This window comes from Bifidobacterium asteroides (genome assembly GCF_009683175.1).
Classification (GTDB): Bacteria; Actinomycetota; Actinomycetes; order Actinomycetales; family Bifidobacteriaceae; genus Bombiscardovia; species Bombiscardovia asteroides_H.
The window spans coordinates 269,041-289,568 of record NZ_WKKW01000002.1; the positions used below are offsets into that span (position 1 = coordinate 269,041).

General features: G+C 59.1%; 11 protein-coding genes. 6 read left to right on the forward strand and 5 right to left on the reverse strand.

The window, feature by feature from the left end:
* The first annotated feature begins 172 nt into the window (after positions 1-172).
* The gene (locus GKC41_RS09010) at positions 173-5,611 is read left to right on the forward strand and encodes a Spy0128 family protein (RefSeq protein WP_154313259.1); all 5,439 of its coding nucleotides are present in this window, start codon (positions 173-175) and stop codon (positions 5,609-5,611) included.
* A gap of 236 nt (positions 5,612-5,847) precedes the next feature.
* Positions 5,848-6,264, forward strand: a complete 417-nt coding sequence (locus GKC41_RS05150; protein ID WP_154313260.1) for a glycerophosphodiester phosphodiesterase — start codon at positions 5,848-5,850, stop codon at positions 6,262-6,264.
* Positions 6,265-6,346: 82 nt separating this feature from the next.
* On the opposite strand, the gene GKC41_RS05155 is transcribed toward GKC41_RS05150, so the two are convergent.
* The 4 genes from GKC41_RS05155 to GKC41_RS05170 all read right to left on the reverse strand — a co-directional run bounded on the left by GKC41_RS05155 (position 6,347) and on the right by GKC41_RS05170 (position 14,902).
* Positions 6,347-7,117 carry an MIP/aquaporin family protein gene (locus GKC41_RS05155; protein ID WP_154313261.1) on the reverse strand — a complete coding sequence of 257 codons (771 nt, stop codon included), beginning with the start codon at positions 7,115-7,117 and terminating at the stop codon, positions 6,347-6,349.
* Entirely contained in the window at positions 7,114-8,748 is a 1,635-nt protein-coding gene (locus GKC41_RS05160) for a glycoside hydrolase family 43 protein (RefSeq protein WP_154313262.1), read from the reverse strand. Before GKC41_RS05160 ends, GKC41_RS05155 begins: the two co-directional genes overlap by 4 nt.
* A 13-nt stretch (positions 8,749-8,761) precedes the next feature.
* Entirely contained in the window at positions 8,762-10,795 is a 2,034-nt protein-coding gene (locus GKC41_RS05165) for an alpha-glucuronidase (RefSeq protein WP_324612048.1), read from the reverse strand.
* A 612-nt stretch (positions 10,796-11,407) separates the two neighbouring features.
* The gene (locus tag GKC41_RS05170; protein ID WP_324612049.1) at positions 11,408-14,902 is read right to left on the reverse strand and encodes an SNF2-related protein; all 3,495 of its coding nucleotides are present in this window, start codon (positions 14,900-14,902) and stop codon (positions 11,408-11,410) included.
* A gap of 160 nt (positions 14,903-15,062) precedes the next feature.
* Here GKC41_RS05170 and GKC41_RS05175 point away from each other — a divergent pair, with 160 nt between their 5' ends.
* The 4 genes from GKC41_RS05175 (at position 15,063) to GKC41_RS05190 (ending at position 19,828) form a co-directional block, all read left to right on the forward strand.
* A complete protein-coding gene (locus tag GKC41_RS05175; protein WP_324612050.1) occupies positions 15,063-16,535 on the forward strand; it encodes a DHA2 family efflux MFS transporter permease subunit in 1,473 nt (490 codons plus the stop codon).
* Positions 16,536-16,636: 101 nt separating this feature from the next.
* Positions 16,637-17,872, forward strand: coding sequence for an FtsX-like permease family protein (locus tag GKC41_RS05180; RefSeq protein WP_154313264.1), 1,236 nt, complete (start codon positions 16,637-16,639; stop codon positions 17,870-17,872).
* Positions 17,869-18,864 (forward strand): ATP-binding cassette domain-containing protein, encoded by a 996-nt coding sequence (locus tag GKC41_RS05185; protein WP_154313265.1) that lies wholly within the window; start codon positions 17,869-17,871, stop codon positions 18,862-18,864. The genes GKC41_RS05180 and GKC41_RS05185 overlap by 4 nt, the downstream gene beginning before the upstream one ends.
* A gap of 82 nt (positions 18,865-18,946) precedes the next feature.
* A complete protein-coding gene (locus GKC41_RS05190) occupies positions 18,947-19,828 on the forward strand; it encodes a hypothetical protein (RefSeq protein ID WP_154313266.1) in 882 nt (293 codons plus the stop codon).
* Here the strand turns inward: GKC41_RS05190 and GKC41_RS05195 are convergent.
* Positions 19,807-20,472, reverse strand: coding sequence for an HD domain-containing protein (locus tag GKC41_RS05195; protein WP_154313267.1), 666 nt, complete (start codon positions 20,470-20,472; stop codon positions 19,807-19,809). The two genes, GKC41_RS05190 and GKC41_RS05195, sit on opposite strands and share 22 nt — an antisense overlap.
* Between the last annotated feature and the right edge of the window lie 56 nt (positions 20,473-20,528).

A 20,528-nucleotide genomic window follows, 5' to 3' on the forward strand; every position in this document is an offset into this window, starting at 1 on the left:
TTTTCTCCGGAGGCGCACAGCAATAGCGCGATTATAGCCAATGAATTTGTATACTGTTCGATATAACTAATATCGAATAACTCGAGAACCATCGTAGACAGTCGACCGGATGACCTGAAGGGAATGCCCGGCCCGACGCCCCAAGCGGTCGTCGGCGCTCAAAAGGAGAAACGTGGCAAAGGGTAATTTGAGCGGAAAAGTCCTGGTCGGCCTGTTGGCTATGGCCACGTTAATACCCACTATGGCCATAGCCGACAGTGGACAGACAGCCGATGCCCAGACCATCGCCTCCACATCAACATCTGCAACGACACATGCACAGCAGGCTACTGCGACAAACCAGGTGTCATCCACGTCGACCCAAAGCTCGACTCCGCAGTCAGACACTGCCGCGTCCGGGACAGCCCAAACCACTCAAAAGTCGAAGTCGACTCCTCCGAACCAGGCCGCGCCCATACAACCCAGCAGAAAGCCGACCGCCAAATCGGTAATCAAGGATATGCTGGACACCGACGATGCCGTGGTCACCACACTTTCCCAGGCCTCCCGCTCCACCGGCACGGCTCCTTTCGACAACGACAACAACCCCGGCGACGACCACGACGCAGACAATGATATAGTGCGCACTTTCGATAAGATGTCCTACACCTACTCTTTCGCCGTAAATACCCGCAGCGAGACAACCAGTTATCGCCGAGGCCGAATAGGCTTCCAATTCAGACTGAACCAACCTGAGAATCAGGTCACCTTTGATGTGGATTCCATGGGCTGGGTGGACACTACGCCGGAATACCAGCCAAAGCAAACTACAGAGACCATCGACGGTCATCCGACACAGGTGCTTACCGTTTACAGGCTACTCACCGCCCCACAGAATTTGTCTACCGTTATTCCGGGATCCTCCAGCGTCACTCTGGTCCTCCGGGTCAGAAGCATGCCCAATGGCAGTAAATTCGCCCCCGAGGTCCAAGCCTGGGGCGCTCCGAATACCACCACCAAGACCGATCCTGCTTCAGCCACATCCGATCAGGTCACCGTGTCGGCCAAGCTTAATCTGAACCTGCGAATCACTGGCGGAACCAATGAAGGCTCCGGCAACCAAACCTTCGACTTCAACACTCCAGCCGCCAGCAATTACCCCAACCATGAGCTGGGTAAGCGCAAGGGGATCATCAGCAAGTTCAACTGGGCCGTTGACATGCGTTGGCCCGATCGAACCAAGGGTCTCAAGGGTCTGGAGGTTCCCATTGGCCCCATTACCTTTTCCCTGTCACTAAGCAATTTGTGGCAAACCGCTGGCGGAGATGCCTACCCGAAGATAGAGGATCTGCAACCCTACTTCTGGGACATCGGCACCATCGACGGCGACTTCAACAACAGCGGGCGCAACACCGGCGATCAGGGCTGGAGACCCACTCTCAGCAACTATGGCTATGCCCGATCCACGGGTGGCACGGCTGGGAAGGACCAAGTCCAAGGCAATGGTCAATACACCGTGGCTGAACAGCGCAACAGCCAGGGACTCAAGCTGGACCTGACTTTGAAGGACTATAAAACCAACGACCCCTTCCCCTACTTGGGACACACCTATGCACTAGACGCCAAGTGCACGCCTGCACTGGCCTCGACTGACTGCACGCGACAGGAAGTGGCCGAAATCTCCACTGGTTACCTATATGTCTTCAACCCCTCCACTGTCGGCGGCAAGGACGTGGCCAACTACTATGGACAGACCGGTCTCAGCTTGCAGAGCAAGGTCGACGACGGCAACCTGAGTGCGAAATCGCTATCAAACCAGTCTTTACCCTCTGCCACCGGCCCCACGGACACGTCAAACCAAACCGACCAGTCCGATGACATGTGGCACAACGTCATCTTCACGCAAGGTTCCAGCACAATAAAGGCAGGCATCAGCAACATCATTCAGTACAGTTGCATGACGGCTTCCAACTATTTTGATGACGGCGTGGACTGCGGGTGGTGGACTGCTCCTGACAATCTACGGGGAACCGACTCAGCAGTCGCAGGGACCAAAGTGCGGGTAACGGCCGGCTTCAACTTCAAAACCAGCAAGGCCGATCTGCCTCTGCTGGGAATGTCCTTGGTCAAGATCGACCCAAAGGTCGTTAAACTTCCGGACCCCGCAGGTCTGGATATTCCCTGGGTCAATGGCATCTGGCAGAACAGCAAATACGATAAATACGAGTCAACGAACAATCAAAACCCGTCACAGGAACTGGTCATGTACGCCACTAAACCCGACGGAAAGGACTGGAAAAATGACACTGAGCAAGCCAATGCCGACATAGAGGATCTGAACTTTTATAGCACACAGGAGGATGCAAAGAAGCATGGCACGGTTGTAGGCATGCTGCTGGGCGGGCACACCGCCGCGCCCACCAGTTTTGCCGAAGAGAATTCCCGATTCGGCTTCGGCGGATTTGTGATCAACGTCCTCCCCGATGCCAAGGTAGGTTCGGTAGCCCAGCTGACATCAGTTTCGCGCACTTTCACCCGCAGCCAATTAGCAGCTATGGCCGGGCTAAGCCCCGAGAACTCCAGCGATCAGGAATGGGAGGACTGGGCCAAGCAACAGAACCCCTACGAACTGGCCAAAATCAAATCTCCCGTCTTAGCCACGTCGGTCGGAGGCTATACCAAGGCCAGCTATGACCAAATAAACGGTTACCTGGGCGGAGACACCGGCGGCAATGAACACGGGGACAGCCTCTATGTAGCCGGCGAAACCAACACCATCTCCAACGCCGTAGCACAAACAAGCACCAATTCCGAACCCAAAGAATACTTTGACATAGACAGCGATCAACGGTTCGTTGACTGGCGGCTAACCATCAACACCGGCACATCAGCTTCCCAAGCCAACAAGGGCGCCAAAACTGAACTCTACATCACCGACAAACTACCGGCAAAGCTCCACTACATCCCCGGCAGCGCCCGATTGGGTGGCACATATACGGAAGCCACGCCTGAAATGGGCCACATAGAGGGCGGAACCGCCTGTGAGCCATCAGTGAGCACGGACCCCGTAACCGGAATCACCACTCTGTCCTGGACACTGACGAACATCCCTGTGGACGGCAACAACCGCGTCATCCACTTCTCCACCTCCCTGGGCGACCTGACTGACCCCAGCAAAGACATCGGCTCCAACGAAGACCTGACGACCTCTGCCACAGTTCAGTCAAAACAGAATATGTCCCAGCCCAACACATACTTGAAGACTGCCGACTCCTTCACTATCCACGCTTGGCGGACCAACACCACCAGCCTTTCCACTTCGGCCGTACAGGATACGAATGAAGCCGGTGCACCAATCGGCTTCACCAACATGCTGAGCAGCACCTCAGGCAGCGGCAAGCAACATCACTATGCCATCGACATCATGCCGTACAAACAGACAAGCGGCAAACCCGACTTCCACGGGGAACCCACTTTTGCCGATATGAGCATAAAAGCTTCGGCGGGGGCTAGTCTGAGCCGAATCACCATCCGCTACACCACAGATTCTCGATGGCGGGTGAATGACACGAGTTCCATACAATCCCAGGATTACCTCTCTTGGGACGTGGCTGACCTGAACCCAACAAGTGGCGAAGTGAAAATGCCTGAAAACGTGGTCGCCTGGGCCTTCATCATCGATGGGCAGCCCAACCAATTCCGCTATGACATTACTTTCCATATAAATCCCGGAAACAACTCCTCCGGCGACCTCTATCGGAATCGCTGGGGCAATGCCCTGAACCAAATGCCGGCCCAGGCCATGGTTGTCCAGCGTTCCATCAGTGGCATCGTATGGTACGACCGCGATGGGGACGGCACCCGCTCTTCGGACGATATTCTGCTTAAAGATGTCAAAGTGACCCTGCTCAACGATACTGACGACAAGCCCGCCAAGTCGGTCGTCACCCCACATGATGATCTGAGTACAGAATCTGATTCCCAGGGCAAGTACGAACTGACCAATATACCGGCAGGGAAATTCCACCTGCGCTTCGACCCCGCTCCGAACACGAACTGGACCCACCTGACTACAACAATCCAAAAGGCAAGCGGAGCCAGCCCGAGCGAAAACTCCTCAGCCAGCGACATACTGGAGGGCGGAACCATGAAGGGCGCCGTCATCAACGATATTGAGTTCCAGAAGGCCGAGGATATGGTGGACACAGCCAGCCAATCCTTGGATTTCAATAACTGCGGCCTGACAGGAACAATGGACACCAATGAAGTGTCTGCCGGAGTCAAAGTACAGATCCAAGGCAGGAATTGGCTCAACTCAGACTCCTTCACACTGGCTGTCGAACCCCTGCGTGGCGCACCGTCCGCAGCGTTGCACAGCCAAATCACCATAGACGCCGACAACCAAAATACCCAGGTGCCTGTCAACGTGTCTGCTCTGCCCGACGATGGCAGCTACGAGTATCGTATACACCAGGAAACCGGCTCCATTCCTGGTCTGACGTATGATCAGAGCACTGCAACCCTGACCATCACTTTGACAACCAATGCAGCTCAGTTGCACCGTACCGCCACTGCGCAGTGGACTGACAGCGAGGGCAGCCAGATAGACACGGCGGCCTTCACCAACACCTACCAGGCCAAGCCCGCCACGGTCAGGCTCACCGCCGTCAAGCACCTGGACGGCCGGGGCCTGAAAGCCGGGGAGTTCGACTTCCTCCTGCAGAACACGAAGGGCGGCAAGCCGGCCCAGGCATCCAACAAGGCCGACGGGGCCGTCGAATTCCCCGACCAGACCTTGTCCGAGGCCGGCGACTACACGTACTCCGTGAGCGAGGCCCGGGGCAACCTGCCCGGCATCACCTACGACCAGGACACGCACCAGATCACCGTCCACGTCACCGACGACCAGCAAGGCCGGCTCCAGGCCACCATCGACGGCAACAACCCCACCTTCACCAACCATTACCAGGCCAAGCCGGCCAAGCCCGTCATCACCGCCGTCAAGCACCTGCAGGGCCGGGACCTGAAGGCCAACGAGTTCACCTTCCACCTGTACGACGGGAAGAACGCTGAAGCGGGCTCGGCATCCAACGACGCCCAGGGCAGGATCGCCTTCACCAACCTGGCCCTGGACCAGCCCGGCGACTACCACTACACCATCCGCGAGGACCAGGGCAGCCTGCCCGGCATCACCTACGACCGGCACGAGGCCACGGTCGACGTCCACGTCACCGACGACCAGCAAGGCCGGCTCCAGGCCACCGTCACCGGCAACAACCCCACCTTCACCAACACCTACCAGGCCAAGCCTGATAAGCCAGATGACCCCGATAACCCTGACAACTCTGGAGGACACGACAAGCCGAATCTGCCGGTAGAACCAAACAAGCCAGGCGAGTTCGATCATGCATCCAACAAACCAGATCAAACTAGTTCCAATAGCCAAAAACCGGCACCAGGAAACCAGCCTTCTAGTGACCAAGCGAAATCTTCTACGAATTCCCAGGTCCTAGCCGCCTCCGGCGCAGATATAGTCATGCCTGTAGCACTGACTGTCGGCACTGCCGTACTAGGCCTGGCACTGATGTGCCTGTTGCGGCATCGCAGGGATCAGGATACTGACCTGGGCTGATCGTTCCCTGCATGAGAACACAGCTGGGCCTCTTCTTCACTAATGACAGCCACCTATGGCGAACCTCACGGTTCCCTGCCCCTATTCGCAGACGAAATTTGGTATTCTTGCAAGTGGAAGGAATCTTGCATCCAGAGGTCACCGTCGACGATGGACGGTCACCTGAACGGTCATGGCCCTGCACGGTCATGATGTCGATTGTCACACGTGCAGGCCGTCACACAGAAAGGTCAGTCATGGCAGACGATACAGTCATTGTTGTTGATACTTCCATGTTCGGAAAAGATGCCGCCGCGAAGACCGCCAAGGCCAACGAGGTCGCCCGCAAATACGGCATCAGCGACGAAGCCCTCAAGAAGGTCGAGGACTACAAGGATCAGTTGAGCTACCACCAGGCATGGGACCTGCCTTTCCTGGGTTACGTGGACGAGGACGGCTATGGATATGCCTACGTACCCAACAAGGCTGTCGCAGCTGATGGCTGGGATGCCCATAAGGCCTTCCTGGACCTGCCCGATGATGCCCAGACGGCATTCGCCATCCGCATGCTCTTCACCCATCGCGACGTCGACCGCCATGGCGCAGAGATGTTCCTTCACCACGGCCGCGGGCTGACAGTCCGCTTCCAGGAGCCCACCTCAGCCAGCTACTGAGCTCGAGCTGCATATACAATTCGACCCCCGGCCCTGTCGTAATAACCCCCTGACAGGGCCAGGGGCTTTTCCATGCCGACGATCAAGGCAGAAGCCCCATCCAGGCAGGCGCTAACACGCCGATGCAGGCTCCGACGATCGGCCCGACGAAGGGTATCCAGGCGTAGCTCCAGTCCGCATCCTTCTTGCCGGACATGGGTAGAAGGCAGTAAGCCAATCGAGCGGAAAAGTCACGTGCAGGATTCATGGCCGCACCAGAAACCCCGCCCAGGGCCATGACCAGAACCGTGATGACCAGGGCTACGCCCAAGGGCCCGACCTGGGTAGGTGTCCCTCCATTGAGGAAAACCCAGGTAACTAGGATGGCCGTACCGATGGCCTCCGATGCCAGATTCCAGAAATTCGAACGTATGGCCGGTTTGGTGCAGAAAACCATGAGTTTGGTATCTGTATCGGTCGGAAGTTCGAAATGCTTGCGAGTGCCCAGGTAGCCCAGGCAGGTGCCGAAGAAAGCCCCCAGGAACTGGGCGGAAACGAAGATGGCCACATTGGCTAAGGTGACCGGAATACCGCCCTTGCCCATGGCCAGACCGTTCAAGGTCGCCTGTGGATCAATCCAGTGACCGACCACCCTGGCCAGGGTCACGGCAGGATTGAGATGGCCGCCCGTTCTCCACCCCGCATATACGCCTACATAGACAGCAAGACCCCAGCCCAACGAGGCGTTGATCCAGTCGGCTCGATAGGCCCCTGTCTTGGGGAGCGACCTACTGGCGGCAACCATGACCGCGATGGCCATCATAAGGGCGGTGCCCATGAACTCCGAGCAGAACATCTGCACACCGCTGATCATGGTTTCTCCTTTAGCTCCCTGTAATCAAAGGAGCTGAAAGTGGCCAGGCTCCCATAACCCGAATAATCAACCGCTGCCAAGCCGACGAAACCACCGGTAAAGTAACCGTCAATCTGCTTATACACATGGTCGTCCGAAAGGACTGCCGCATCCAGGATAACCGGAACCGTGGCCCAGTGACGACCATCGAATGAGTATTGATAGGAGTAGGACGAAGTGCGGACTTTGGTTTTAAACCAGACATGAGCGCCCGTAGGCACAGGAATTGCTTCATCCTTGAGATATGAGACGTAACGATTTCCATCAGATTGGGCGACCTCAATCACCCGCGTGCTACGCCTTTCGTCCCAGGTGACAAATATCCAACTGAAATTTGCGTCGCTGTAATAGTTGGTCAACCCCGCCATAGCCTGATAGGACCTCGGTTCGAAATCCATCCGCACCTGAGCGTCGAAGTCGAAGGCCTGCCAGCGTCTGGCCACCAGAGACAAGTCAAAAAGATTATGCAGCGACCCCTGGCCCCTCAAGCGAAGGGAACCTGCACCCACTGAGCCCATTTTTTCATTGAAGGGCACCCGTAATGTACACCAATCCGGACCAAGCGTATCCGATTCGAAATCATCATGCTGATGGCCCTCCTCGTGCTCTTGCGAAGACACTGGGGCATCTCTGGGAGCCTCCACATACCGACTGCCTCCGTGGCCTCCCTGGATGTGAGGCCATCCGTCCTTGTCCCACTCCACCTTCTGGATGGATGTCTCGCGACCTAGGGTGCACCACCCTCGAGGATCCACGACCGACTCCTGGGGTCGGTGCCAGGGACGAGCGCACAACGATGCGTAATACCACTCTCCCGTGGGGGTGTTCACCAGCGATCCATGCCCCTGCTTCTGCAGGTAGGACCGTGGGGTATCGAAATTGCTCAGGAAAGGCTCATCGCCCGGCATGGTTTCGAAAGAGCCAGCCTGAAGCGTCCGCGAACGAGAGACGGTCTCTTGATGAGAGAAAGTCGTGCCCCCCTCGGCCGCGAACAAGTAGTACCACCCATTGATCTTGTAAAGATGAGGGCCCTCAGACAACCTGACATCCGTTCCCCTCCATATGGTTCTGGATGTCTCAGGCAACAGCCGCATGGTGGATGTGTCGAATTCAGTCAGTGTTATTCCATCGAAGTGATGATGATACTCACGATGATCCCAGGTCTGCTGAATCAGATACTTTCTGCCGTCATCGTCGTGGAAGAGGGACGCGTCGAATCCCACGTAGTTGATGGGCACTGGATCGGTCCAGGGTCCTTCTATGCGCTCGGCGCTGGTCAGATAGTTGGTGCCATCCTTGAAGGTGCCCGTGACGGTCTTGATATCCGAGAAGACCAGCCAAAACCGTCCATCGGAATAGGAGAGGTCAGGAGCCCAGACGCCGCCCGAGGAGGGGTCACCACGCAGATTGACCATTCTCTCGGAATTCAGGATGCTGGTCACATATTGCCAGTGGACCATGTCACGTGAAGAATGGACGCGTACGCCGGGAAACCACTCGAATGTGGAAGTGGCTATATAGTAGGTGTCCCCAACACGAATCATGGATGGATCAGGATGGAAGCCCTTTAACACCGGATTGTCAATGATCATCTGTATTTCCCCCTTATGCGTAAATCTTGCGGCCGAGCTTGTCGGGCACTCCGCTCATGCGATGGAAGTATGTGTTTATCTGATCGCGCCATTCGACTGCGTCGGCTTTCTGCGCCTGGAGTCTGTCTGCCACGTTCTCCCAGTCAGCCTGGGGAATCGAGCCTTTGACTTTCTTCCAAAGCGTTATATATCGCTCAACCTCCTTTACGCCTTCGAAATGGGAGCTGTAGATGTGCTGGATGAGCGTCTGCCCATCATGAAGCACATGGTCATAAGGCAGATGGTGAAAGAAGAGCAGCAGATCGTCCGGGGTTGTTTCCGCATGCTCGAACCGCTCCTCAAGAGCCTGATGATACTGGGTCGTAAAACCTGTCCCAGTTGATTGCGTTCGGTCCACGCCGATTCCGTCTCGGTCAGCAAAATGATACGTGCCCCACCGATCGTATTCATATCCGTTCACGTCCACGCCATAGTGCAAACCGGGCTTGACCATGAACCCTACGCCCAGAGGAGCGGTGTAGTTCTTGAAGGTCTTGTTCGAAGTGAGCATGATCTCACTGACGGCCTCCCTTGCCGGGCCGCGCAAATCAGGAAAGGTGAGCGTCATCCATTCATCCAGAATGGAGCCAACCGTTGCATCGGGATCCCAGCACATACGACCGAACCCGTAAAGGTTGGCCTGAGCCAGGGTGTTTCCTGTCCAGTTGTCATCCATGCCCACATTGCTGACTCCTGCGAAACCCGTATGAGCGGAAACCAGGCACAGCTTCGGGACCACGGCCTTGACACGTGCATCAACCTGTGGGGCACAGGTATCCCAATTGGTCATTGCCAGCCACTGCGGCAGAACATAGTTGACGTCAATCTGCTGTCCTAGGTATTCAGCGGTGATTTGGAACTCGATCATAAGATTCGTATGGGTCATGCGACCTATCAAAGGGTTGGCAGGCTCGCTGACCTGGAAATCGATGGGGCCGAATTTGACCTGGAGAACGACATTTTCAGCAAACAGCCCGTCAAGACCGATGAAATTCTCATATGCGGATTTGGCCCTATCCAGGCTCCTATCCCTCCAGTCCTGATTGCAGTCATAGACAAAAGCTCTCCATATGACAAGGCCGCCGTGCCTGGACAGGGGTCGAGCCAGCATATTCGCCCCATCGACGTGTGTGCGCCCGTACCGCATGGGGCCCGGTTCTCCTTCAGCATCCGCTTTGACCAGAAAACCGCCGAAGGCGGGAATACGCTGATATATATCAGCGACTGTCTTTTCCCACCAATCCGAGACCTCATCAGCAAGGGGGTCCGCCGTGGACAGACCGCCGACATCGATGGGCGAAGCAAAGTTCACCGACAGGAAGACCCGAATGCCGAATTGCCCGAAGATGTCGGCGAGCACTGCAACCCGGTCGAGGTATGGTTCGACAATCAGTTTCCTGGCCTCGCCTCGCACATTCACATTGTTCAAAGCTATGGCATTGATACCGATTGACGCCAGAAGACGGGCATAGGCGGTCACCCTTGCCAGATCACCTCGGAAAGGATCATCCTGGCGCCGATCAGGAAAATTACGAAAATCAGCATGGCTATTAGAACCCAGAACGCCGAAAAAGATGGATTCGCCTGCGTACCCGCGCTCAACCGAACCATCCGTCTGATCCCAGTGATCAATCATTCTCAATGCCTGATTCGGCACTGACTCAAAGTCATCGATCTGCTGCCCGCATGCCTTTCTGCGCACCCATCCGTATAGGCCATAGAGGAGGGCCGTGGCCGTATTGCCTTCGATGCAGACACAATCCCCCTCTGTGTGGATGCGATAGGCCCCGTCCCGTTCTGCAGGTAGGGCAGCGGAATTCATTATGAAGACCAAATCCGCGCACTGCCGGTCAGCCGCTTGGCTAGCCCCGAAGAAATCAAGCAGTTCTCTATATATGCGCGCCGCGACAGGATCTTGAAAATCAAGACCTTCAATATAGAACCTGCGGGTGCCGACTATGGGTCTTATGACTTTTGGCGATAGCCACATGGGCTCAAACATGCTCATTCCTTCTTCGCTGCAGTAACTCGCATAATTTATAACGTAACTTTCGATATTAATACCGTAAATTTATTATAGTCCCGCCCTAAACAAGTAAGATTGCGACGACGGAAACAACACAAAAGAATCCGTCCCTTTGGCATGGAACTAGACAGGGGAGAAGACTGAATTCGGCAGGATGACAATCAACATCTCAACCACTGTCAGCTCACAAGGAAAACCAGAAATGTCCAAATGGCAAGCACATTACATCTCGGGTAATGAAATATGACCCTGCGAAAATCAGGCCGCATGCTATAAACGAATATATCCAAGAACAAAACCCAACAGGCCAGGACATAGCAACCATTGGCAGACGGAAGAGGCCCGATTATTGTGATGCTCGACCTCATCGAGCGCTAATGCAGGGGGGCAAGAATAAGCACAAGCGAATCTCTATCAATCTTTGCCGCGTCATCCAAACACTTGGCTTACGCCTCATCTGAATATGAATCAATAAAAAGCCTAGGACTCCCAATCAATGGAAGTCTGCCGCTTCTGCTCCGACTCCCAGGTATCCGTCAACCTCGCCATCGATGACACTGTGTATACAGACTGTCAACGCCCAGTCCAAGCCGCTCAACCCAACAGGGCCAGGAGGTCTTTTCTGCTCAGTCTTGCCACACTGGAAGCGCCGGTGGAGGCGGCGGAATCGACAAAGCGCGATGCTAGGTCGCTCTTGCTGTGCTGCAGGTTGAGGATGCGTTCCTCTATGGTGTCCTTGGCTACGACCTGATAGACGTTGACGTCCTGGGTCTGACCGATCCGGTGGGCGCGGTCGTTGGCCTGCTCCTGGGCTGCGGCGTTCCACCAGGGGTCCGCATGGACCACCACGCAGGCTCCGGTCAGGTTGAGCCCGGTATTGCCGGCCTTCAGAGAGATCAGGAAAACCGGCGTGGCATCCCTATTGAACTGTTCCACCAGCTCCAGCCGCCTCTTCTTGGATGTGGCGCCGGTGATCAGATCGTAAGTCACATCCAGCCGACGGAGCCGTTGAGCTATCAGGTCCAGGTAGGAGGTAAACTGGGAGAAGATCAGCATCTTACGCCCGGCATCCTGGCAGGAGACCACCAGATCCTCGATGGCATCCAGTTTGGCCGACTCGCCACGCCGGTCCCGGCCCTGATCCTGGTAGACCAGACGCGGATCGCAACAGACCTCCCGCAACCTGGTCAGCTGGGCCAGGACCTGGATTTTGCCGACCTCGTACTCCTGGTCCCTTTCCTTGTTGAGGGTAGCCCTCAGCTCATGCTCAAGGGCCGCATAGAGCTTGCGCTGACGACCCTGTAGGGGCACGCTGATCACGTTTTCGATCTTCTCGGGCAGATCCGTCAGCACCTGAGACTTCAGCCGGCGCAGAATGAAGGGTCCCACCAGGGCCTGGAGCCGGGACTGGGCATCCTGATCGCCGCTGAGTATGGGCATTTCGAAGCGGTCCCGGAACCGGGAGTAGGGGCCCAGCATACCCGGCATCAGGAAGTCGAAGATGCTCCAAAGCTCGGAAAGCCTGTTCTCGATGGGTGTACCGGTCAGGGCGAACCGGTGCAGGCTGTCCAGAGCGCGTACGGCCCGGGCGGCCTTGGTGGCATGGTTCTTGATGTACTGGGCCTCGTCCAAGACCAAGGCATACCAGGGCAGGCTCCGATACCGGTCCAGGTCCCTCCTGAGCAGGTCATATGAAGTAATCAGCAAGTCGTAGGACCTGGCCTGATCCAGCAAAGTCTGACGCTGGCTGCGCCCTCCGGCCAGGACCGCCACCCGCAGATCCGGTGTAAAACGACGACACTCGGCCTCCCAGTTGTAGACCAAGGAGGCCGGGCAGACAATCAGCGAAGGCCCTCGATCCCTGGCTTGATCCCGACGGGAGAGCAGGTAGGCCAGCATCTGTATGGTCTTGCCAAGGCCCATCTCGTCGGCCAGGATGCCACCGAATCCACGGTCGCTCAGAGTGCACAGCCAACGCAACCCTTCGACCTGGTAAGGTCTGAGCTGCCCCTGCAACCCGTCAGGGACCTTGAACCCCTGAGGATCAGGCTTGCGCTCCTTCAGGTAATCGCGGAAGCTGGAATCGCGGTCCTGCTCAGGCACCAACGCATCCAGGTAGCCGAGCTGAAATTCAGGCACACGGACCGGCCCCTTGGCCAGATCAGCCGGGTCAATACCCAGATCTTCGGCCAGGGTGTCCACAGCCTCGGTATTCAGATCAGCCAACTCGACGAAGGCCCCGTTGCGCAGGCGATGGAAGCGCCGACGGCGGCGATGATCGGCCAGAATGGCAGCGGCCTCCTCGGGCCGTACCTCATCGGCGATGGGCGAAATCTCGACCAGACCGGAGCGCACCCTCACACCCACGCGGATCTGAGGATGGGAGACGACGCTCAACCCGTCGAAGGCCGGGGTGGAGAAGACCCGTCCCAGGCCCTTGAGCACGGGCAGGCCCCGGGTCAGCAGGGTGTGGATGGCCTCCTCATTCTCCTCGGGGATGCGGGCCAACCCCTCCTCCATCAGGGGGAAGTAGCGACGGACCGTCTGCCGGGCCAAAGACTCGCTCTCCCGGTCCCTGCCGGGTTCATCCTCCGAGGCAGGGTCAGCGCCGACGGACAGAAGACGGCCCCCATAGCGGGCCTTGAGATCGCAGCTGACCCCCTGCCGATCCCTGTCCAAATAAAGCTCGATCCTGCAGGGTGGCCGTCGCCGGGCATCCAGCTCCTCGGGCAGACTGGCGGAGAGCCCGGATCCTTCCTGGGTACCCTGGTCCAGGTCGGGCAGAACGGTCCGGGCGAACAGGTCCAGGTCGTCTGCATCCAGATGCAGATCCCGATCCTCCCCAGGGCGGCAGAGAGTCTCCAACAGGTCCCGATGACGCAAGAAACGCGCGCTGCAACGGTGGATGACCGGCCCCGGATCCAGCCCCAGGCCAGGCTGCGAGGGGCGCACAATAACGAAGGAAGAAGCCTGGCCTACGATGAAGCGTTCCACGGCCAGGGCATGGGTGATTCGGTAGCCGTCCGCCTCCTTGCTGACCGCGATGCCGGGGTCTGGGTCTCCGTCGACCACGGGGGCAGGCATGGTCTGCAGGAAGGAGTCCTCGGGAGGCGTGTAATCGAGGGTGAGCCCGGAATCCACGAACAGATCGAGAATCTGCGCTACCTCGTCGTCGCTGAGTCGAATCCCCGCCAATCCTGCACGTGTAAGACGGCGGCGCATGCCCCCCTCCTGTTCGGCCAGGCTGCGGCGGATGGCGCCGGCCCTTTCCAGAATGGTCAGCAGAGCCTGGGCCCGGTCATCAAAAGTGTCACGAGAATGAATGAAGGCCAGCCGCCGTCCGTAAGACATGAATTCGCCCTGGTCCACGGCGCGCAGCAGGGCCGGCAGATCCTTGACCAGGTAGGCGACCCCGTGGGAGGACAGGGTGATGTGCAGGCGGACCAGCCAGCCGCCGCGCTCACTGGTCAGATCGGGGATCAGCCCGACTGAGCCAATGGGCAGGTGACGGCCTCCGACCGGTCCATTCTCTTGCTTGAGCAGGCTCAGCTGGCGGTCACGGAAGGCCTGCCGACGCCGACCTTCCTGCCGGTGCATGTAGGCCGCCAGGGATCCCGAGGTCGATCGGGTGGACCGGGATCGACCCTGGTCGCCGATCCAGTCATCCGATCCTGCAAAGGACTGGCTGGACTCGTTGTAGGCCATGATCAGGGCGACTACATGCTTGCAAGCAGGACCCTGGCGCCCAAATGCCCGGCAGGTGCAGGAGGAGTCGATGACCCGATGGGCCTGCTCGTCCAGCCGAGCCTGAACCATGCAGTCGCCATCCGGCTGATAGGTGGCGGGCACACGCCCCTTGAGAACGGTCAAAGCCCCCAGGTGCCGCAGGCGCAGGTCTGTAAAGCGGCGGTCATCCAGCAGTTGATGGGCACGGAAGTAGGCCTTGCCGCCCAACCGGCGCAGAGCGGCGTCAGAGATGGTGTCCGGGTCGCCAAAGGTCCGTCCCTCCTCCTCGTCGCCCGGATCATAGAAGCCATGGCCTCCTGAACCACCCGCTCTTGACCCGTAGACCGCTGCATGCCAATCCACACACACCCTCCTTATGGTCTCTGACGACCATTCCCGAGCATAACCTTTTCCGTCCCGATGTGGCACGCCTTCGGCGAAGCGAGTAGACATGCCGACTTACGAAAAAATGACCGTCTCCCTAAGATGGCGTGCTGTTTGTCTGAAGAAGGAGATAATCATCGTGCAAAACACGTCCACCTCTGCCTCCGTTCACCGGTCACGCCCGGCCGTCCCCCATCCCTGGCCGGCCATCGCCGCGCTGATGATCGGGGCCTTCGTGGGCATGCTGAGCGAGACCTCGCTCAATATCGCCCTGCCCAACCTGATGGAGAGCTTCCAAATCCCCGCCGCAACCGTGCAGTGGCTGGTCACGGGATACATGCTGGTCATCGGCATTGTCCTGCCCTTCTCCAGTCTGATCTCCAAGTGGTTCACCACCAGGCAGACCGTGATCTTCGGCCTGGTCGCCTTCCTGGCGGGCTCAGTGATCTCGGCCATGGCCCCCACCTTCCCTGTCCTTCTGACGGGACGGCTGATCCAGGGCATCGGCACCGGCCTGATCCTGCCGCTCATGTTCACCGTGGCCATGCTGATCTTTCCGCCGGCGCGACTGGGCACGGTCATGGGCATGTGCGCCCTGGTCATCATGTTCGCCCCCGCCATCGGCCCGACCCTGACCGGAATCATCCTGGGCAAGCTGACCTGGCACTGGATCTTCTGGTTCTTCACCCCCTTCCTGGTTGTGGCCCTGATCTTCGCCGTCTGCTTCCTGAAGAACGTGGGAACCATCACCCACCAGCGGCCCGACCTGGCCTCGATTCTGGAGTCCATTGTCGGCTTCGGCGGACTGGTGGCAGGCGTCAGCCTGGCCAGCCGGTACGGATGGCTCTCCCCGGTCACCCTGATCATCCTGGTCGTGGCCCTAGTAGCCCTGGTCCTCTATATTCGTCGTCAGCTGGGCCTGGAGCACCCGGTGCTCAACCTGCGCATCTTCTCCATCCCGGCCTTCCGCTACGGTGCCACCCTGGTCATGCTTGACTTCGCAGTCATCCTCTCCTCCATGTATCTGCTGCCCCAGTTCCTGCAGCGAGGGCTGCTCCTGCCCGTGGCCATGACCGGCATCCTTATGCTGCCCGGCGGCGCCATCAACGCCCTGGTCTCAGCCTTCGCCGGACGGCTCTATGACGGCTTCGGGGCCCGAATTCCCGTCCGTTGCGGATTCCTTGTCGCACTGGTGGGTACGGTCATCCTCCTGTTCACCGGCCCGCACACCCCTGTGGCCCTGGTGGTGGTTGCCCACATCATCCTCATGATCGGCTGCCCCCTGGCCATGTCGCCGGCCCAGACCTACGCGCTCAACTCTCTGAGCGGCCCGCAGTCCGGCGACGGCAGCACCATCATCAACACCATGCAGCAGATCGTGGGAGCCGTGGCCACGGCCATCACCACCTCCCTGCTGGCCATGGGCGAGGGGCATGCAGCCGGAGCCGATAAAGCCCAGGCCTTCACCAGGGGCACCCACTACGGATTGATCTTCACCCTGGTGCTGATTCTGGCCGCTCTGGCCGTCTCCCTTAAGGTGCGCAACTTCTCCCACGCCGACCTGGCAGAGGCCGAGCAGGACATTCAGCAAGCTCCAAGTTCGCACCGCTAGCTTGGGAACGTCCCTGGCTAGACTGGAGGACGGCGACCGGACTTAAGGCCCGCCATCGTGGGCCGCCCGGTCATCCCTGGAACGCTATCAGGAAGGGTGTCATGTTCGTTCTCAAGAACGCCTGGTTCACCATCAGGCGGCATGCGGCGCGGAGCCTGGTCATGGTTCTGGCCTGCCTGGTCGTGACGGCACTGGCCACGACGGCGGCCGCCGTGCTCCAGGCTGACACCAAGGCACGTACCACCGACTACGAATCCCAACAGGTGGATGCCGTCATCAGCCCACGCAAGGGGACCAAGGCATCCCCCCTGGGCTGGAACGAGTATTCCAAGTACGCCCAGCGCCTGCAGATGGATGGCATGCAGTACAAGGCCTACTTCCATGAGACCGCGAACATCGACCCGGAGGGATTGCCCCCGTCAGGCAGCTACTCCCTGGTGGGCGTCTCCGACAAGGCGGCCGAACCCACCCTGCCTCACGGCCCCTTCGTGCTGGACCAGGGCAGGGGCCTGGACTACGCCTCGCAGAATGCCTCCGGCACCCAGACCGTGCTGATCTCCAAGCAGATGGCACAGGCCAACAAGCTCAAGGTGGGCGACACCCTGACCATCAAGGATCCCCGCCAGCAGGATCAGCAGGTCAAGCTGACCGTCTCGGGCACCTATCACTACCGCAAGGCGGCCGACCAGGCAGCCAACCGGGCCATTTACACGGCCTACCCCACCTTCGCCATGCTGGGGCTGGATACGGCCAGCAAGCCAGGAGACCCTGGTCATGAACTGCTGGTGGCCTTCGTCCTGGATTCGCCGAGCACCTACCAGAAGTTCATCAAGGAACTGCGCAAGGACGGGCTCAAGGCCTCGCAGTACGACATCGACTCTCCCAGCCTGAAGGACTACCAGCGGCGGATGGAGCCGGTCCACCAGGCCGCCGACCAGGCGCGAACCACCCTCATCCTGGCCTGCCTGCTGGGCGGGCTGATTCTGCTGGGCTGCCTCTTTCTCATGCTGCGCGGCCGCGCCAACGAAATCGGCATGGCTGTCACCATCGGAGTCCACAAGGCCCGGCTGGGCTGGCAGTTCGCCCTGGAGACCCTCTTGATCACCCTGCCCGGACTGGCCCTGGGCCTGGCTCTGGGTGCCGCAATCAGCCGACCCCTGGGCCGGTCGCTCTTCCGGCTGGGAAGCCTGGCCAGCATGCCTCATGCCGGTCTGATCTGGAAGATGGTCCTGATCGGCCTGGCCGTCTGCCTGGTCCTAGCTCTGGCAGCAGCCGCCAGGGTAGCGGCCTTCCGGACCGCCCAGCTATACACCAACGACCTGGAGGACGAGGCATGAGCGAAAAGACATCAGACCAGCAGCCTAACGAGGAGTCCCAGGCAACGACCGATCAGAAACAGACCGATCAGAAACAAGCCGATCAAACAAGGGCCGACACCGAACAAAAAGCCGCCGAGAACACCAGCGCCGAAACGCTGCCCGCATCCGAGGAAGAAGCACCCATTCAGACGGGAGAAAGGTCCGAGGAGGATGATTCTTCGGAAGAAGATGTCTCGCTGGCTGCCTTCAAAGTGGTCATCGAGCATGAAGATGCCGAAGATCTCGATGGCGATCAGGAAGAGGACCCGCTGTCGGAGACCAAGGACCAACGTGTGCTGGTTCCAGGCGGCTACCCAGTGCTTTCCCTGAAGCATGTGGATTACACCCGCAAGGTCCAGGGCCGCCCCGAACAGATCCTGGACGATGTCGATCTGGATTTCCAACGACGCCGCATCTACTCGGTGGAGACCACCTCGCCTTCCGGACGGGCCGCTCTGATGGCTCTGATGACCGGTCTGCGAGCTCCCACCCAGGGCAGTGTGCTCTTCCGGGGCACGGACCTGCGCCAGTTGCTGGCCTCCGATTATCGCGGCCACCAGATTGGAGCCATCTTTGGCACCGATGCCCTGAGGCGCGACCTGACCGCCGTTCAGAACCTTGTTTACACCATGGATGCCAGTGGGCGCACCTTCCTGGGCCCCAAGGACAACCTGGCCCGTCAACTGCTGGACGAGGTGGGCTTCCCAGAGCGTCTGCAGGACAAGCTGACCGCTGATCTGGACCACCTGGACTTCCGCCTGGCCTCCGTGGCCCGAGCCCTGTGCTGCGAGTGCGATGTGCTCGTCGCCGACGAACCCACCGAGGGGCTGGAACCGGGCGACTGGGACACCCTGCTGGCCACCCTGAAACGAGTCTCCCGCCGTCATGACTGCACCGTGATCATCCTGACTTCGGGCGGTTCGGACACTGTAGACGAGGACACCTACGACGACCGGTTCATCGTCGATTGAGCCCCACCCTTCCGGACCGGGAACGGACGACGCTGCACTGATTTGTTCGGTCATCACCCATGAGGAGTGGATACCCCGGGTCATGGCCGCACAAATCGATTTGTGCAACAAGGACCCACGTTGGCAGCAGGCGGTCATCCTGCACCATCACCATGGATTCGGACCCGTTCGGGAGGTCGGCGCCAAGGAAGCCATATGGATTACTCCAGGACTGCTGATCGCCCAGAACGCCTGGCTGGCATCCCATGGCCGTCCCTCCTGGGCCCTGTCATCCCCACCGACCATGTGGCTGGATGGGCTGGACCAGTCCCTGACCGGACGCAGGATTCTGACCGCGACGGCCGAAACCATCCTGACCTGGCGCCGACTGCCATCAGGCTTGGGACAGCGCCCCTGGTCGCAGCTGGCCGCCGGCCGGGTATCGGGCCTGCCTGCAGCACGACGAACCCTTGAAGACCTGCAGGGTAATCTGCGTACAGCACCTCCGCAATCGCTGATTCGTATCCAGACCCACTTGCCCGATGTCCATGAGGAATGGCGGGTCATCGTCGACAGGGGCAGGATTGCAGCCTCCAGCGGATACTGCCTGCATGAGGGCGAGGGCTCCCGGGCCATTACCACGGTCTTCGACGGCGCCGTCTTCAATCCAAGGCATCGAAGAATCGCCGAAGACTGTGCCCTCCAGGCAGCCAAGGGTCAATCTCCTGCACCAATCAGCGTGGATCTGGCCTTCCTCCGTGGATCGGATCGGCCTCTTGTTCTGGAGGGAAACCCGGTCTGGTGCGCAGCTCCTTACAATTACGGATCGCAGGGGATGGTCTCTTTTCTGAAAGCCGTTGCAGCCTGCCGGACCGATCCAGCCAACCCCTATCAACCGGATCCGTGGATGCTGCGCGAATTCGGCGGTCGCTTCCGCAGTTCCTGGGGGCCTGTCCGGCAGGATCAGACGATGGTCATGCCATAGTGCTTGGCCAGGGGCTGCAGGTCCGGCACCCCGTACCGGGCCACCAGTTGCTTCCAGCGGGCCAGGTTGTCGGGACCATACTTGGCTGTGCGCTTGGCGGCGGTGGGCTGGGAGACGAAGATGGGCGGCTGATGCTTGCTGTGGAACTTGTCCGCATACATGACCACCTCCTGCTCAGGGTTGACCGGCAGGTAGTCGTCCGGCGGCAGGTTCAGATGTTCCTCCTCCACCTGGCGACGGGTCAGCCCCACCCCGGTGTGGTTGCGGGCGAACTGGGCCACCGACTCGTCCACCCCAGCGTCCAACAGCAGGCGATAGCCCTCCAACCCGTGCTCGATGTACCTCTCGCCCTGGAAGGTCAGGGGCCGGCCCTTTGAGCCGTCATCCTTGAGGATCCGGTAGGTGCCGATGTCGTGCAACAGGGCACCCGTGCGGACTAGGTCACGATTCAGAGGCCGCTCGGGCAGGACCCCCTCAAGGTCATCACCACGCAGCAGGCGTTCGTTGACCTGGTCGGCCATCCGCACCGCGAGGGCGGCGATGATCTGGCAGTGGGTATGTATCAGTTCATAGGCGGCTTGGGAGGGCGCATACTGACGATGCAGGGCCTCGGCCATGGGAACATTGGGAATCATACCGACCATTCTAGGGATCCCTGCCGCAAATGTGACCTTTGCGACGCTATGCACACTTCAGCGGA